The sequence below is a fragment of the Bacillus sp. JH7 genome (genome assembly GCF_001563515.1).
GTDB classification, from domain to species: domain Bacteria; phylum Bacillota; class Bacilli; order Bacillales; family Bacillaceae_G; genus Bacillus_A; species Bacillus_A cereus.
This window is the reverse complement of sequence record NZ_LPUS01000001.1, coordinates 2,556,710-2,572,442: the sequence shown is the minus strand read 5'-3', so window position 1 is coordinate 2,572,442 and position 15,733 is coordinate 2,556,710. Positions and strand designations below refer to the sequence as shown.

Genomic DNA, 15,733 nt, shown 5'->3' with positions numbered 1-15,733 from the left:
TAACAAGGAGAGCGTATTGGAAAGGGAAGAAGTATAGTATGCAAAAAATTAAAATTGTAACAGATTCAACGGCAGATTTATCACAAGACGTAATCGAAAAGTATGACATTCATGTTTTACCATTATCAATCTCTGTAAATGGACAAACATATTTAGATCGCGTTGATTTACAACCTGACGAATTTATTGAAGAAATGATTAAATCAGAGGAATTACCAAAAACATCACAACCAGCTATGGGTACATTTGTAGAAATGTATGACAAGCTAGGGGAAGATGGAAGCGAAGTCCTTTCTATCCATATGACAAGTGGAATGAGTGGTACTGTAGCAACTGCAAATAGTGCTGCATCAATGACCGATACAAAAGTAACAGTTGTTGATTCTCAATTTATTACACATGCTTTAGCATATCAAGTAATTGAAGCTGCAAAAATGGCAAATGAAGGACGCTCACTAGAAGAAATTTTAAAACGTGTAGATGAAGTAAGAAAGAATACTCGTTTATATGTAGTAGTAGATACATTAGAAAACTTAGTGAAGGGTGGACGTATCGGTAAAGGAAAAGCGTTTATCGGTTCGCTACTTAATATAAAGCCAATTGCTAGTCTTGAAGACGGTGTTTATAATCCTGTAACGAAAGTTCGTAGCCAAGGCCAAATTGTAAAAACATTAGCTAAGTTATTTGAGCAAGATACAGCTGGAAAAGTTGTAAAGGCTGTTGCAATTCCGCATGCGAAAGCAATTCCTTTAGCTGAAAGTATGAAAGCGGCGGTTGAAAAAGTGAGTGGCTTTGCTCAATCAGAAATTTTCTATACAACGCCTATAATTAGTACTCATACAGGTCCAGGTGCAATCGGATTTATGTATTTAGCAGAGTAATAAAAAAGCTACTTGAAAATATATTTCAAGTAGCTTTTTTATGTAAATAGAAAGTAAGAAATAAGAAGAGCTACACAGGCACTACCGCTAATGATATAGCGAGTCTGTAAATATTCATTCATAGAAAACACCCTTTATCCCGCTATTTGCGGACAGTAAAACTCTCTACCTCAAATTTAGCTGGAGCAAAGAGGTTAGATAGCGGGCTGCCCGTAAAAGCTTGATTGGTGAAGGCAAATAATCAGTGGGGATGAAGAAATCCCACTAATTAAAGTTTCACTATAGGATTTTCTATATTATATGTTGGATATAGAAAATCAGTCATTACGTTACACATGTAAAGTTTCAATTTTTTCGTTTATTTTCTTATCATTTGTTGCGTTACTATAAATAAAAGTTTGACCTAAAAAGAGTACATGCAGTTGTTCCCACGGTAACATGCGCAAATTCCAATTATTTCGAAGTCTAGTTATTGCTTCACGAGGTGTTTCATCGGCAAGTGCAAAAGCTCCGTAATGCATTGGTATAAAATGTGTAGCGTTTAAATCTAAATAAGCTTGCACGGCCTCTTCAGGTGAAACATGAGATACTTTCATAAACCATTCTGGTTCATAAGCGCCAATGGGCATAAGAGCAATATCAATTAAAAAGCGTTCACCAATTTCTTTGAAACCTTGGAAATAGCCACTGTCACCACAAAAATATATGGTTTCCATAGTCGTTTCATTATCAATAATCCATCCGCCCCAGTGAGATGTATTCATATCAAATAAGAATCTTCTCGTCCAGTGCTGAGCGGGTACGAAGTGAAAAGAAACTTCGTTAATTATCGTACTTTCCCACCATTTATACTCTTCTACATGTTTAAATTTCTTACGAGTAAATAATTTTTTTAATCCAATAGGTACAAGATATAGAACATCATCATTCAACTGACGAAGAGTTGAAAAATCTAAATGATCATAATGACCATGTGAAATAAGGACAATATCAATTTTAGGTAGTGCTTCTATAGAGAGTCCAGGTTCTGTAAGTCTTGGAACTAGCTTTAATTTATTAGCCCATACTGGATCTGTTAATATATTAAGTCCATTCGTTTGGATAAGAAAAGTGGAATGCCCAATCCATGTGATAGTCGTTTTTTCAACATTACTTTGCAAAAATGCACTTTGTTTAACGGGTGATTGTTCTACTAAGAAAGAAAAATCTTTTTTGTTTTGCTTTCGTTCTTTACGCCAGCGTAAAAAAGAGCGAATTGATTTTTTTGTACTAACATTATCCATATTTTCATAGCGCTTTGCCATGAACATCACCTCATTTAAAATCGTTGTATTTGTATTGTACCGAAATGTTGTTAAGGAATACAGTGTAAAACATGGATTAATGTTTAAGGAATTGTTAAAAAATAGGGAGAGGTATTTACAAAAGTAACAATGAAATTAGTTTTATCACTTTTATTTAGAGAAATAATAGTAAAAAAATATATTTTGTCTAGTAATTCGCTTGAAATAAAGAAGTAACATACGTAAATTCGTACGATTTCGTGAACAAATGTAGTAAACAATTTTCTCGTAGTGTTAACTTTTGTTATTATAAACATAACCTATTTAAATTTAGGATAGAGAAAAGAGGTTTATAAATGAAGCGTTATCAAAAAATAATTGGTCTTATGGTTGTATTTTGTCTCTTTGTACTTGCTGGATGTAGTGAATCAGGTTCAAAGCTTCGTAAACCATTAAATTGGGATTTAGAAACCTTCCAATTTACAAATCAAGATGGAAAGAAATTTGGTACAAAAGATTTAAAAGGGAAAGTTTGGGTTGCAGATTTTATGTTCACAAATTGTCAGACAGTTTGTCCACCAATGACTGCAAATATGGCCAAGCTTCAAAAGATGGCAAAAGAAGAGAAATTAGACGTTCAGTTTGTTTCATTTAGTGTAGATCCAGACCTTGATAAGCCAGAAAATCTGAAAGCTTTTATTCAAAAGTTTACAGAGGATACTAGTAACTGGAATTTATTAACGGGGTATTCGTTAGAAGATATTACAAAGTTTTCAAAAGATAATTTCCAATCACTTGTAGATAAGCCGGAGAACGGTCAGGTCATGCATGGGACATCATTTTATTTAATTGATCAAAACGGAAAAGTAATGAAAAAGTATAGTGGCATTAGTAATACGCCATACGAAGACATTATACGTGATATGAAGCGATTAGTGGGTTAAAAATAAGGGTGCATAGCACCCTTATTTTTTTGCATTAGTCTATCGATAAAATGTCATGTTGCTGGGGAAGTTTCGGCGCCCGAATTTCTAATACGCCGTTTTGATAAGAAGCTTTTGCCGCTTTTTTATTAATTGAATACGGCAATTTAATCAATCTTGATGCTTCTGAAATGGAACGTTCTCGGCGATAATAGTTATGGGATGTTTGTTCTTCTTCCTCTTCAAGTATCTCTTCTTTTACAGAGACTTTTAAGTATTCACTTTGTATTTCAATTTGGATTTGTTCTTTTTGTATACCTGGTAGTTCAGCTGTAACAACGAGTTCTTCACCAACTTCATATAAATCTACAGGGAATGTTAATAAACGGTTTCCTTTTTGGAAAAAATGATTTAAATCAGCGATTACATTGCGAAGAGGTGTTTGCTCGAAGAAATCATCAATTTGCTTTAAGTAATTACGAACCGGTGGGCGAGAAGAATCTTTTTTTTCTTCACTCATGGTATTCCCTCCTAGAAATCAATTTGCAATATCATATGACAAAAGCGGAGAAAGGTGAGTGCCTAGTTTTCATGTTTTCATAAAAAATTGTTAAAAATGTGAAATGGAGTGATTTTTTTATAGTTTTTGGTCGCCATATTCAGTTGATTATGCTAGTATAAATAGGGTTGATATAGTAGTATAGAGACAGAATGAAAACTGAAAGAGGGTAAGAAGTATGTGTGGTTTTGTAGGATGTTTATGTGAAAACCCTAGAGAGTTTTCAGAAACAGAAAAACATCAATTTGAAAATATGAACACGATGATTTTCCACCGTGGTCCAGATGACGAAGGATATTTTCGTGATGAACATGTACAATTTGGCTTCCGCCGTTTAAGCATCATTGACTTAGAGGCAGGACATCAGCCGCTAACTTATGAAAATGATCGATATGTAATTATTTTTAATGGTGAAATTTACAACTATGTAGAATTACGTGAAATGTTACTTGAAAAAGGTGCAACGTTTGCAACGCAATCTGATACAGAAGTTATCATTGCATTGTATGCACATATGAAAGAAAAATGTGTAGACTACCTTCGTGGTATGTTTGCATTTATGATTTGGGATCGTGAGGAAAAGAAACTTTTCGGTGCACGTGACCACTTCGGTATTAAACCTTTATACATTGCACAACAAGGTGATACTACATTCTTCGCATCTGAGAAGAAAAGTATTATGCATGTGATGGAAGATAAAGGCGTTAATCCAACGTCACTACAACATTACTTTACGTACCAATATGGTCCAGAGCCAGAAACGTTAACAATTGATGTTAATAAAATCGAGCCTGGTCATTATTTCGTAAAAGAAATCGGTAAAGAGATGGAAATCCATCGCTACTGGAAACCTTATTTCAACGCTTCAAGTGCAACGAAAGAGGAGCATATCCAAGCAATTCGTGATGTGTTATATGATTCAGTAAAAGTGCATATGCGTAGTGATGTACCAGTAGGTTCATTCTTATCTGGTGGTATCGATTCATCTATCATCGCTTCTATCGCAAGAGAAATGAATCCAAATCTTTTAACATTCTCTGTTGGTTTTGAGCAACGTGGTTTCAGTGAAGTTGATGTTGCGAAAGAAACTGCTGAGAAATTAGGCGTTAAAAACCATAACGTATTCATTTCAGCGAAAGAATTTATGGATGAGTTCCCAAAAATCATTTGGCATATGGATGATCCTTTAGCTGATCCAGCAGCTGTACCATTGTACTTCGTTGCGAAAGAAGCACGTAAACATGTAACAGTTGTTCTTTCTGGTGAAGGCGCAGACGAGCTATTTGGTGGTTATAACATTTACCGTGAGCCAAACTCACTAAAAATGTTCTCTTACATTCCTAGCCCAGGTAAGAGCGTTCTAAAAGCATTAAGTGGTGCTCTTAAAGAAGGATTTAAAGGTAAGAGCTTCCTAGAGCGTGGATGTACACCAATTGAAGAGCGTTACTATGGAAATGCTAAAATCTTCCGTGAAGAAGAAAAAGCTGAATTAATGAAGTATTACAATGAAAGTGTTAACTATATGGATATCACGAAACCATTGTATAACGAGATTAAAGATTATGATGATGTAAGTAAAATGCAGTACATTGACATGTTCACATGGCTACGCGGTGACATTTTATTAAAAGCTGATAAAATGACAATGGCAAACTCATTAGAACTTCGTGTACCGTTCTTAGATAAAGAAGTATTCGATGTTGCATCTAAAATTCCAACTGAATTTAAGATTGCTAACGGAACTACGAAAGCTATTTTACGTGAAGCAGCACGCGGAATCGTTCCAGATCACGTATTAGATCGTAAAAAACTTGGATTCCCAGTACCAATTCGTCACTGGTTAAAAGACGAAATGCATGATTGGGCTATAAATATTATAAACGAAAGTAAGACAGAGCATTTAATCGACAAACAGTATGTATTAAACTTACTGGAAGCACATTGTGCAGATAAAGGCGATTATAGCCGTAAAATTTGGACTGTACTTGCGTTTATGGTATGGCACCAAATTTATGTTGAGCATAAATACGATACGAATAAGTTCCATGAAGAAACAAAACGTGCGTATAGCTTAGTTTAATTAGAAAAACCTTAAGATCGCATACGGTCTTAAGGTTTTTTTCATAAATAGGAAGTATTATTGATACAATAATAGTAAAAGGATGGACAACATATGATTACGTTTGAGAAAGTTACTGTAGAAAATGAAAGCGTTGTTAAAGAAATGTTTAAATCGCATAGTTTAGGTGAGAAAAAGGTACAGTACTGTGTGAAAGTTGATGATACATATATTGGTGTAATAGATTATAGTGTACAAGAGGAACGGGCTGTTTTATCACAGCTAATTATTCATTTTGATTACCAAGGTTACGGTTATGGTACAAATACGTATTTTACATTTGAAGAAATGATGAAACAAAGAAATGTGAAAGAAATAACAGTGCTACAAGAGGAATTAACAGAAAAGGCGAAGTCTTTCATAGAGAGTTTTGGTTTTGCTTCAGAAGATGAAGAGTATGTAAAGAAAATATAACGATGATTATTTATGCGATACAATAAATATAAGGCAGGTGGATGTATGACGATGACTTCTGGTCTTGTATTAATTGGAGGGTGCTTTATAGTAGCAGAATTATGTCATATAATCATTCGGAAAAGAATGAGTAAGAAAAAAAAGCCGTATGAATTACAATACATCCCTGTCTTTTTCATTATGTTTTGTATGCTTAGTACATTACAAAATTTAATGAACTTTCCACCACTTGTAAATGTTTTTTTAAAGTTTGGTTTACTTTATAGTGGTGTTGGAATAGCACTTTTATTTATTTTATTTTGCATACGTTATGTTCACTATCAATCGTATATATTTATTTTAAATTGGTTAAAGCAAGATGATAGAAACCGCCTTACATAAGGCGGTTTTTTTATTTGCAATTGTAACAGAACCTGTACATTTCACATAAAATAGGACGAGTAGAAATGCAAACATATTACAAGAAAGGGGCGGGGCAATAAAATGAAACTTGTTATAGACGCAGGGCACGGTGGATATGATTCTGGTGCTGTTGGTAATGGTTTAGTAGAAAAAAACTTAACACTTCAAATTGCTAGACGCGTTCGAGACATTTTAACGGTAAATTACCCAATTACAATTAAAATGACACGTGATAGTGATGTGTTTATTTCTTTATCGGAACGTGCTAATATTGCTAATGCTTTCAGTGCGGATTATTTTATTTCATTTCATATTAATAGCGGCGGGGGTACAGGTTTTGAAAGTTATATTTATAATGCGTTATCCAATAGCAGCACTGCATATGCAAAGCAACAAAAAATGCATACAGCTGTCAATCCTGTATTAACAAAATATGGTCTTCGTGATCGAGGAGCAAAAAAAGAAAATTATGCGGTATTAAGAGAAACCGCAATGGATGCAATTTTAACTGAGACTGCTTTTATTGATACAGCGTTTGATGCAAATTTATTAAAAAATCCACAATTTATTGAAGATCTAAGTCAAGCGTATGCAAATGGAATAGCAGCTATTTTTGGAGTAGCTCCAAATCCACAACCTCCTAACCCACAACCGACACCTCAAACGAAGGGAATCGCTTATATTCTTGGGAAAAATGTAAATTTAAGAAATGGTCCATCAACTTCTTCCTCAGTTATTCGTCAATTAAATTCTCCAGAATCTTACGTTGTATATCAGGAAAGTAACGGATGGCTAGATTTGGGGAATGGACAATGGGTGTATAATGATCCTTCGTACATTAATTTTGTAAAGACAAGCAATAGTGATGGAAGCCCGATTGGGGTTGCATATATACAAGGGATGAATGTAAATTTAAGAAGTGGTCCATCAACTACATCTGCAGTTATCCGCCAATTAAATTCTCCAGAATCTTATTTAGTATATATAAATGAAAATGGTTGGTTAAACCTTGGTGGAAATCAGTGGGTATATAATGACCCAGCGTATATTAAATATACTCAATATTAGGAATTGAAATGATAATGCAATATGGATGCGTATCCTTGTTATGTATAACAAGGATGCGCATTTTAATAACAACATTTATTTTCATACTTATGCACTATATTTTAAAAAGAAACATTAGAAAAGCGGATAGAATCTAAAAAGTATATATTAAAAAAGTTTTCTTATATACATTGACAATGTATGTAAGATACATTAATCTTTAAATGTTAATGATAATCGATTTCATCTAGGGAGGACATATGATACATACTAAAAAACTAATTATGTTCTGCATTATGATACTCATGGTTGTAATTGCAGGATGTAGTAAAGAAGAGAAAAAAGAAAATAATATATCAGCGAAAGCAAAAGATTCATATACGGTAAAGCATGCAATGGGTGAAACGACAGTAAATGGTACACCTAAAAAAGTTGTTGTTTTAACAAATGAAGGCGCAGAGGCTCTCCTAGCTGTGGGCGTAACGCCAGTGGGGACTACGAAACCACGTGCTGGTGATGAATGGTATCCTCATTTAGCGAAAGAGTTAAAAAACACGGAAGTTGTAGGAACTGAACGTGATATTAATTTAGAGGCTGTAATGAAGCTTAAGCCAGATTTAATTATCGGAAATAAAATGCGTCATGAAAAAATATATGATCAGCTAAAAGAAATCGCACCAACTGTTTATGCAGAAACATTACGCGGTGATTGGAAAGAAAACTTTACACTTTATACAAAAGCTGTAAATAAAGAAAAAGAAGGGCAAAAAGCTCTTGATGATTATAAAAAACGCATTGAAGGAATGAAAGAGAAGTTAGGCGATAAATTGAATTCTAAAGTTTCTATTATTCGTTTCGTGCCAGGTGATGTTCGCATTTATCAAAAAAACTCATTCTCGGGCGTTGTTTTAAATGATATTGGATTTAAACGACCACCATTACAAGATAAAGATGATTTTGCGATAAAAGGAATTACAAAAGAGCAGATTCCAAATATGGACGGAGACTACTTATTCTATTTCACGTCTGATAAAGATGCAGATAAGAATAATGAAGGAAATTCGTTAGCGAAGGAATGGACAGAAGATCCACTCTTTAAGCAACTACAGGCTTCTAAAAATAATAAAGTATTCCAAGTAGATGAAGTGATTTGGAATACAGCAGGTGGTATTGTAGCTGCAAATCTTATGTTAGATGATATTGAAAAATATTTTCTGAAGTAAATGAATAGTCGAGTGCATCCCTTTAAATAAGTGATGCACTTTTTTGTTTGTTAAAATACAGAAAATTCCTTCTTTTGAGTGTAGATAAGTTGTACAATTAAAACAATCATGTGATAAAGGAGTGGGGAAGAATGAAAGCTACTCATAAAGATTGGATTTTATTTAACGGAAGAATTGTAAATACGAAGGAAGAACAGCCGATGATTCCATTAGAGGAGAGAGGCTTTCAATTTGGTGATGGTATATACGAGGTATTCAGACTATATGACGGGAAGCCACATTTATTAGATTTACATTTAGAACGATTCTTTAACTCTATGGCAGAAATAAAACTAATTCCACCATTTACGAAGGAAGAATTAGTAGAAGAGTTATATCAAATGATTGAAAAAAATCAGTTTCAAGAAGATGGGAATGTATATTTACAAATATCAAGAGGTACACAACCGCGCAATCATGTATATGAATCAGATTTACAACCGACATATTTTGCAAATCTTGTTTCGTTCCCAAGACCAGTTGCTTCAATGGAGGCAGGGATTAAGGTGACAGTAGAAGAGGACATCAGGTGGAAGTTTTGCCATATAAAATCTTTAAATTTGCTTCCTAATATCATGATCAAAAACAAAATAAATGAACAAGGGTATCAAGAAGCAATATTAGTACGAGATGGTATTGTGACCGAAGGGTGTCATTCCAATTTCTTTATCGTGAAGAATAATAAGTTGATTACACATCCAGCGGATTATTTCATTTTACATGGTATTACACGTCACTACGTAATTACATTAGCGAAAGAGTTACATATCGATGTAGAGGAACGAGAGTTTTCATTACAAGAAGTATATGACGCTGAGGAGTGCTTTTTTACAGCGACGCCACTTGAAATATTCCCAGTCGTTCAAATTGGTGATGAACAGTTCGGGGCTGGTGAAAGAGGACCAATTACGAAAAAACTACAAGCTGCATACGAAGAGAGTATTCGTTTGTTTAAAGTGAAAAATTAATCATGAAGAAAAAAGCTGGTATTCTTCCGGCTTTTTTTCATGATATAATTCAAGCATAGGACAAGTTTTGAAAACGCTGTAAAAAGGGGATTTAATATATGAATTATGAAGATTTTAAAGAAGTAATTCACGGAAGACGAAGTGTTAGAAAGTTTACAGATCAAGAAGTATCTACTAATGATATAAAAGAAATAATTGATTGTGCTCGTTACGCACCGAGTGATACGAATTCACAAACGTGGGAATTCTTAGTTATCATGAATCGAGAGAAGATTAAAGAAATTGAACAAATGACATGGGATGCATTACATAAACTTGCGGCAAAAGCAGCAGAAAATGGAGAAGAGAAAGCAGGGAAATTACTTACACGTTCTTTCGGACCATATGCAACAGCTTTCTCGGAGGCACCAGTATTAATCGTATGTTTGGCAACACCATATGAATCAAAGTTCCGTGAAAAGATATTTGATCCAATTGCTTTTGTTCCAGATTCAGTTTGGGAAGAAGAAGGCATTAAGAGTAGCTGTTTAGCGGCACAAAACTTAATGTTAGCTGCACATGCAAAGGGACTTGGTACTTGTCCAATGACAGGGCCAGTATTGCTAGCTCAAGATGAACTGCGCCAATATTTACAAATTGAGCCTGAAAAACAAATAAATATGGTTATTTCACTCGGATTTCCGAAAGATAAACCGAAGAAACTTCCAAGAAAAGAAGTAGATGAGATTACAACGTTTGTTTTTTAATTGCTGTATAGAAAAGACATTGAACTAACAATGTCTTTTTATTTTTGAGGGTATGTAATTCATATGTTGGGCTAAAATGATAGATAAGAGGGAATTACTATTTATTTCATAAAAAAAATTAATGTTCTATTAAGGAAAGTATGATACATTAATCGTGAGCAAGATTCTATTTGTTCATGAAAGTGTTGAAAGTAGTCTCAAAATTTAAAAGTTATTTTTGTATAATAAATTATAATGAAGTTACAGGGGGGATGAATTTTGAAAAAATTCATAATCACTGGATTGTCTGTATTGTTATTAGTTGGTTGCGGTGCTCCACAGGAAAAAGAGGACGCGCAATCAAAACAGGAAGAACAAGTTGTAAACGCAAGTGATGAGAATATGGTTGTATTTCCTGAAGGAGCAATGTCAATTGGAGAAGGGAAAGTAAAAGTTATTACTCCAGATGGTACTTCTGAAAACGGCAATATACCGACTGTATTCATCAAAAAGGATACGTTAATTCAGCAAGTTGAATTAGAACTTTCTAATTTTCAAAGTGATAAAGAAACATTCGTATTTGTAGATCAAATGTATACAGATAAACATCAAGTAACTAGTACAACGCAGACAACAGTGCAGTTAAAAGAAAAAACGCTGGAAACAGGTAGTCATACAATTACTGCAGTTCAGTATGAAAACAATGACCCGAAAGGAAAGGTTATTAGTTTTAATCAAGCAACATTTGAGACAAAACCTGCGTCTTAACAAGAATAAAAAGTACATTACTCAAAAAGTAGTGTGCTTTTTTGTTTGGACTAGAGTGTGCAAGAGTGAATAACTTATTTCATTTTCTAATACGATTAAATAGGAAGTAATCACTTGTTACTACTATGACAGAGAAAGAGGTTGAAGATGTGAATCGGTGTATTCGTATCGTCTTGATTAGTATGATGATGGCAGTATTTTGGTTTACGATACAAGAGATGATTCAAGCTACGCTCAATTATCAAATTCATGACTTATCAATAGGAGCTATTTGTTTTACCATTGTTTATCTATTATATCTCGCACTAACGGGCAGTAAGACCTTACCTTAAAACTCGGTATAGGTGAGGAGATTAGGTGGGAGATCAACTGCCTGTAAATGCACGATTGATGAGGGCTGATAATCATTGGAGATGAACAAACTCTCCAATGATTAAAGTTTCACTTTATGATAAACTCGGATTAAGGTGAGTTTTGCAAGAAAAATGTAGGTATTTCATTTGAAATGTCGAATAGTACATACGATGTCGTAATAACAAATTTTCTATTGTTTACTGTGAAACAGGAGAAGGAGAGATAGTAATGAAACGAGCTCTTATAAATATTGATTATACATATGATTTTGTAGCTGAGAAAGGCGCTTTAACATGCGGGAAACCAGGACAGGAAATTGAGAAGGAAATTGTACATATAACGAAGCAATATATTGAAAATGGAGATTACGTTGTCTTTGCTATTGATAAACATGAAGAAAATGATGTATATCATCCAGAATCAAAGTTATTCCCGTCTCATAATATAGCTGGTACAAGTGGAAGAGATTTGTTTGGTGAATTACAAGATGTGTACGAAACATATAAAAATGCAGAGAATGTATATTACATGGATAAAACACGGTATAGTGCATTTGCTGGAACGGATTTAGAGATGAAGCTAAGAGAAAGAGGAATTGAAGAGGTTCATCTTGTAGGGGTATGTACTGATATTTGTGTTCTTCATACAGCAGTAGATGCGTATAATAAAGGGTTTAAAATTGTTGTTTATGAAAAGGCAGTTGCATCTTTTAATGCGCAAGGACATGAATTTGCACTTGGACATTTTAAGTCATGCTTACATGCAGAAGTGAAGTGAAAAAAGAGGCCTTTAAAAAAGGTCTCTTTTATTTGTCCTTGTTCATTGAAAACAGCTACCGCAACGCCTAATAAATTGAGTGGTCTTGATCCGACAACTTTTCTAAGTTCTTCAATATATCCCATTGTATGTAACCTCCGTAAGAAAAAATAAGAGCAAATAAACTATTCGTTATTATGTAAATATATTCCTCTTTATAAGGGGAGAGAAGACATATAACTTATTTGTGTTATTTGGTAAAATATACATCAAAAAAGGTCAAACAAAACCTTTGACCTTTTTTGACCAAATGTTATAATAAAGGCAGAAAGAGATAATCTTTCATTCATAAATAATAAGGAGGAAAAAATATGCGTAATTTATTTCCAGAGATAACAAAACGTCAAAATGGTATTTTTGATTTTGGGCCTTCTTTATTAGAAGGGATGACAGATGCTTTCTTTAAGCCACTGAACATGGATACTTTTAAAGTAGATGTTCATGAGAAATCTGATAAATATACTGTGAAAGCAGATTTACCAGGTTTTCAAAAAGAAAACATTCAAGTTGATTTTGAACAAGATGTATTAACGATTCAAGCAACTAACCATAATGAAGTAGAAGAAAAAAATGAGAATGGCACATATATTCGTAAAGAACGTTCTATAGGTTCTGTAACTCGACGCTTTAGTTTTAAACAAGTTGAGGAAGAAAATGTTAGAGCAAATTATAAAGATGGCGTACTGACAATAGAATTACCAAAACTGAAAGAAGAAAAAAACAGTAAGACAACAATTAACATCGAATAAAAGAGCTGATGATTTCAGCTCTTTTTTGTACTTAGTTAATAAATTAATTGAAATCGTAATGAGTAGAATAAAGTTGTAATATTAAAAAATCACTATTAGCTCCCTTTAGATTATTAAAAAGGGTATATTTAAAGGGACAGGAAAAAGAACAGCTAGACATACTGTTTAAAGTGAATTAGTAATAGAGTCAAAATACATAGTAAGGGTAGTGGCATTTAAGATTAGGATAATAGATTTTTCTGGAACAAACTTAGGCGATTATGAATTTTTTAATTAGTAAGGAAGTGGTTAAATGAGCTTATTAACGTATACGGAAGAATTTTTTAATTATGTACGAGAGTTTTTACTTTTAAGATTTTTACTATTTGCTTTAGTTTTAATCATTATTTCTTTTGTAATAAACCGTATTATTGATTGGTTTTTTAGGAAATCAAGCTTTTTTGATGAAGAGGTAGAGCAGACAATTCAAAGTGTAATTCGATCTATTTTTAGATATATCATTATCATCAGTCTTATCATATATTTAATTAGCCAATTTGTAGATATAAAAAGTATTATTGCAGGTGCAGGGATAGCTGGAGTTGTCATCGGTTTTGCTGCACAACAGATGCTAAAAGATGTTATATTAGGCTTTGCAAGATTAGCGGACAAAGAGTTTCGGGTTGGTGATTTTGTAACTTTTAACGGAACAAATTCAGGAACTATTGAAGAGATTAGTATTCGTTTTATGCAAATTCGTGAATGGTCAGGAAAACTACTTACCATCCCGCACGGAGAGATTAGAACGATACAAAATTTTAATAAAGGATGGATGCGTGTAATTGAACGCATCACGGTAAGTTATCAGGAAGATCCAACAAGAGTGAAGGAATTGTTAGAAGAAGTATGTGTTATATGCAATGAAAAATTGAATCAAACTCTTTATAGAGTAGAGGATGAGGCTGTTGAACCATTTAAATACGTCGGTGTTACAGACTTAAATCCTAACTTGAAATATGTTGGCTATGAATTTTGTATTACAGGTTTAATAAAGCCAGAAGATTATTTTGAAACTTCTAGACAAGTAAGATTTGAATTAATGTCTATGTTCCATAAAAATCAAGTGCAAATGCCAGCAGCGAATATGGTTGTTACTACTGAAGGTTTACAGCATATCCATGGTGGACAATCTTTATCGGACAACTAAAGTAGAATCGTTTGTTAACAAAAATTCTGCTTCCAACATTGGATAGAATAACAATAATAAAATGATTGATATAAAGAAAGGGCTGAAGGAATTCGGTTCTTTTTTTATTTATAGAATTTAGAAATTTCTTAATGTTATAATTGTAGTTGGTGATGAGAATGAACTTTGAAGAAAAAGAGATGCGTCGTTTAGAAGCATTAAAAGAAATTGCTGAATTATTAAATGAAGCAACAAACTTACAGGATATGTTAGAAAAAGTGTTGCATACATTGTTACAAGTAATGAATTTACAAACAGGGTGGATATTCTTTATTGATGAAAGTGGAAAGCACAGTATGCTTGTAGACGAAAATTTACCAGAGGCTCTTACGTGGCAAAAGAAGAAGCCGATGTGTGAAGGAAACTGTTGGTGTGTAGAACGTTTTGTGAATGGGAGATTGGAAAAAGCGACTAATATTATTGAATGTAAGCGAATAGAAGATGCAATTGAATGTAATTGGGGAGAGACAGAAGATGTTACACATCATGCGACAATTCCGCTTAGGTCTGGATCAGAAAAATTTGGTCTACTAAATGTGGCTGCACCTCATAAGACTCATTTTTCTGAGGAAGAGTTAGCATTATTAGAATCAATTGCATTTCAAATTGGAACGACAATACAACGTATTCAATTAGTTGAGAAAGAACGTAAATATGTAGTGGTAGCGGAAAGAAATCGACTTGCACGTGATTTACATGATTCAGTAAAACAATTGTTATTTTCTATTATGCTAACAGCGAAAGGTACTCTGAATATGACGCAAGATAGAGAATTGCAAGAGATGTTAAGTTATATTGGGGAATTATCACAAGAAGCATTACAAGAGATGACGCTATTAATTTGGCAATTAAGACCTGAAGGATTGGAGAAAGGATTAGCAGAAGCAATTCAAAATTACGGGAAGTTATTAGGAGTTCAAGTGGAAGTTCGAATTGATGGGATGGTTTCAATGGGGGATGAAATAGAAGAAGTTTTATGGCGTATTAGCCAAGAGGCGCTACATAATTGTAAAAAGCATGCTTCGTGTGAAAAGGTACATATTCTTTTGAAAATAGAAAATAACCAGTTACAATTTTACATAGAAGACAATGGAATAGGATTTATACAAGAACAAGTAAGGGAATCAGCACTTGGCCTGAAAAGTATGAAGGAACGTATTCAGTTAATGAAGGGATCGTTTCAAATTATAACAGAGCTGAAAAAGGGTACAAAAATAGAAATTCAATTGCCGATTTGA

At 33.6% G+C, this 15,733-nt stretch carries 17 protein-coding genes; 15 read left to right on the top strand and 2 right to left on the bottom strand.

Annotated features, from left to right (window positions below; all coding sequences use genetic code 11):
* Positions 1-38: 38 nt before the first annotated feature.
* Positions 39-881, top strand: a complete 843-nt coding sequence (locus tag AU379_RS12830; RefSeq protein ID WP_061139349.1) for a DegV family protein — start codon at positions 39-41, stop codon at positions 879-881.
* Between the two features lie 329 nt (positions 882-1,210).
* On the opposite strand, the gene AU379_RS12825 is transcribed toward AU379_RS12830, so the two are convergent.
* Positions 1,211-2,185 (bottom strand): MBL fold metallo-hydrolase, encoded by a 975-nt coding sequence (locus tag AU379_RS12825; protein WP_061139348.1) that lies wholly within the window; start codon positions 2,183-2,185, stop codon positions 1,211-1,213.
* A gap of 335 nt (positions 2,186-2,520) precedes the next feature.
* On the opposite strand from AU379_RS12825, the gene AU379_RS12820 reads away from it, so the two are divergent.
* Positions 2,521-3,108 carry an SCO family protein gene (locus AU379_RS12820; protein ID WP_000833331.1) on the top strand — a complete coding sequence of 196 codons (588 nt, stop codon included), beginning with the start codon at positions 2,521-2,523 and terminating at the stop codon, positions 3,106-3,108.
* 34 nt (positions 3,109-3,142) lie between these two features.
* On the opposite strand, the gene AU379_RS12815 is transcribed toward AU379_RS12820, so the two are convergent.
* Positions 3,143-3,607 (bottom strand): Hsp20/alpha crystallin family protein, encoded by a 465-nt coding sequence (locus AU379_RS12815; RefSeq protein WP_001288085.1) that lies wholly within the window; start codon positions 3,605-3,607, stop codon positions 3,143-3,145.
* Between the two features lie 217 nt (positions 3,608-3,824).
* On the opposite strand from AU379_RS12815, the gene asnB reads away from it, so the two are divergent.
* The 13 genes from asnB to casK all read left to right on the top strand — a co-directional run bounded on the left by asnB (position 3,825) and on the right by casK (position 15,733).
* The gene (gene asnB, locus AU379_RS12810) at positions 3,825-5,726 is read left to right on the top strand and encodes an asparagine synthase (glutamine-hydrolyzing) (protein WP_000333816.1); all 1,902 of its coding nucleotides are present in this window, start codon (positions 3,825-3,827) and stop codon (positions 5,724-5,726) included.
* Positions 5,727-5,819: 93 nt separating this feature from the next.
* The gene (locus AU379_RS12805; protein WP_061139347.1) at positions 5,820-6,179 is read left to right on the top strand and encodes a GNAT family N-acetyltransferase; all 360 of its coding nucleotides are present in this window, start codon (positions 5,820-5,822) and stop codon (positions 6,177-6,179) included.
* A gap of 51 nt (positions 6,180-6,230) precedes the next feature.
* On the top strand, positions 6,231-6,560 hold the full coding sequence (locus tag AU379_RS12800) for a hypothetical protein (RefSeq protein ID WP_000200459.1): 330 nt from the start codon (positions 6,231-6,233) through the stop codon (positions 6,558-6,560).
* A gap of 102 nt (positions 6,561-6,662) precedes the next feature.
* Complete coding sequence (locus tag AU379_RS12795; protein WP_000779890.1) at positions 6,663-7,649, top strand: N-acetylmuramoyl-L-alanine amidase; 987 nt, start codon at positions 6,663-6,665, stop codon at positions 7,647-7,649.
* Between the two features lie 239 nt (positions 7,650-7,888).
* Positions 7,889-8,851: an iron-siderophore ABC transporter substrate-binding protein gene (locus tag AU379_RS12790; protein ID WP_000581991.1), complete on the top strand. Its 963-nt coding sequence runs from the start codon at positions 7,889-7,891 to the stop codon at positions 8,849-8,851.
* A gap of 131 nt (positions 8,852-8,982) precedes the next feature.
* On the top strand, positions 8,983-9,858 hold the full coding sequence (gene dat / locus AU379_RS12785; RefSeq protein WP_061139346.1) for a D-amino-acid transaminase: 876 nt from the start codon (positions 8,983-8,985) through the stop codon (positions 9,856-9,858).
* Positions 9,859-9,956: 98 nt separating this feature from the next.
* Positions 9,957-10,604 carry a nitroreductase family protein gene (locus AU379_RS12780; RefSeq protein WP_001105284.1) on the top strand — a complete coding sequence of 216 codons (648 nt, stop codon included), beginning with the start codon at positions 9,957-9,959 and terminating at the stop codon, positions 10,602-10,604.
* A gap of 258 nt (positions 10,605-10,862) precedes the next feature.
* Entirely contained in the window at positions 10,863-11,351 is a 489-nt protein-coding gene (locus AU379_RS12775) for a hypothetical protein (protein WP_000713496.1), read from the top strand.
* Positions 11,352-11,476: 125 nt separating this feature from the next.
* The gene (locus tag AU379_RS31210) at positions 11,477-11,683 is read left to right on the top strand and encodes a hypothetical protein (protein ID WP_061139345.1); all 207 of its coding nucleotides are present in this window, start codon (positions 11,477-11,479) and stop codon (positions 11,681-11,683) included.
* Between the two features lie 250 nt (positions 11,684-11,933).
* Positions 11,934-12,482 (top strand): isochorismatase family cysteine hydrolase, encoded by a 549-nt coding sequence (locus AU379_RS12765; protein ID WP_000816767.1) that lies wholly within the window; start codon positions 11,934-11,936, stop codon positions 12,480-12,482.
* Between the two features lie 350 nt (positions 12,483-12,832).
* Entirely contained in the window at positions 12,833-13,270 is a 438-nt protein-coding gene (locus tag AU379_RS12760) for an Hsp20/alpha crystallin family protein (RefSeq protein WP_061139344.1), read from the top strand.
* Between the two features lie 292 nt (positions 13,271-13,562).
* Entirely contained in the window at positions 13,563-14,456 is an 894-nt protein-coding gene (locus AU379_RS12755) for a mechanosensitive ion channel family protein (RefSeq protein WP_000055433.1), read from the top strand.
* 179 nt (positions 14,457-14,635) lie between these two features.
* The gene (gene casK / locus AU379_RS12750) at positions 14,636-15,733 is read left to right on the top strand and encodes a two-component system sensor histidine kinase CasK (protein WP_172794115.1); all 1,098 of its coding nucleotides are present in this window, start codon (positions 14,636-14,638) and stop codon (positions 15,731-15,733) included.

Coding starts and splice junctions, on each gene's coding strand:
- AU379_RS12830 (WP_061139349.1), top strand. CDS start 39: ATGCAAAAAATTAAAATTGTAACAGATTCAACGGCAGATTTATCACAA.
- AU379_RS12825 (WP_061139348.1), bottom strand. CDS start 2,185: ATGGCAAAGCGCTATGAAAATATGGATAATGTTAGTACAAAAAAATCA.
- AU379_RS12820 (WP_000833331.1), top strand. CDS start 2,521: ATGAAGCGTTATCAAAAAATAATTGGTCTTATGGTTGTATTTTGTCTC.
- AU379_RS12815 (WP_001288085.1), bottom strand. CDS start 3,607: ATGAGTGAAGAAAAAAAAGATTCTTCTCGCCCACCGGTTCGTAATTAC.
- asnB (WP_000333816.1), top strand. CDS start 3,825: ATGTGTGGTTTTGTAGGATGTTTATGTGAAAACCCTAGAGAGTTTTCA.
- AU379_RS12805 (WP_061139347.1), top strand. CDS start 5,820: ATGATTACGTTTGAGAAAGTTACTGTAGAAAATGAAAGCGTTGTTAAA.
- AU379_RS12800 (WP_000200459.1), top strand. CDS start 6,231: ATGACTTCTGGTCTTGTATTAATTGGAGGGTGCTTTATAGTAGCAGAA.
- AU379_RS12795 (WP_000779890.1), top strand. CDS start 6,663: ATGAAACTTGTTATAGACGCAGGGCACGGTGGATATGATTCTGGTGCT.
- AU379_RS12790 (WP_000581991.1), top strand. CDS start 7,889: ATGATACATACTAAAAAACTAATTATGTTCTGCATTATGATACTCATG.
- dat (WP_061139346.1), top strand. CDS start 8,983: ATGAAAGCTACTCATAAAGATTGGATTTTATTTAACGGAAGAATTGTA.
- AU379_RS12780 (WP_001105284.1), top strand. CDS start 9,957: ATGAATTATGAAGATTTTAAAGAAGTAATTCACGGAAGACGAAGTGTT.
- AU379_RS31210 (WP_061139345.1), top strand. CDS start 11,477: ATGACAGAGAAAGAGGTTGAAGATGTGAATCGGTGTATTCGTATCGTC.
- AU379_RS12765 (WP_000816767.1), top strand. CDS start 11,934: ATGAAACGAGCTCTTATAAATATTGATTATACATATGATTTTGTAGCT.
- AU379_RS12760 (WP_061139344.1), top strand. CDS start 12,833: ATGCGTAATTTATTTCCAGAGATAACAAAACGTCAAAATGGTATTTTT.
- AU379_RS12755 (WP_000055433.1), top strand. CDS start 13,563: ATGAGCTTATTAACGTATACGGAAGAATTTTTTAATTATGTACGAGAG.
- casK (WP_172794115.1), top strand. CDS start 14,636: ATGCGTCGTTTAGAAGCATTAAAAGAAATTGCTGAATTATTAAATGAA.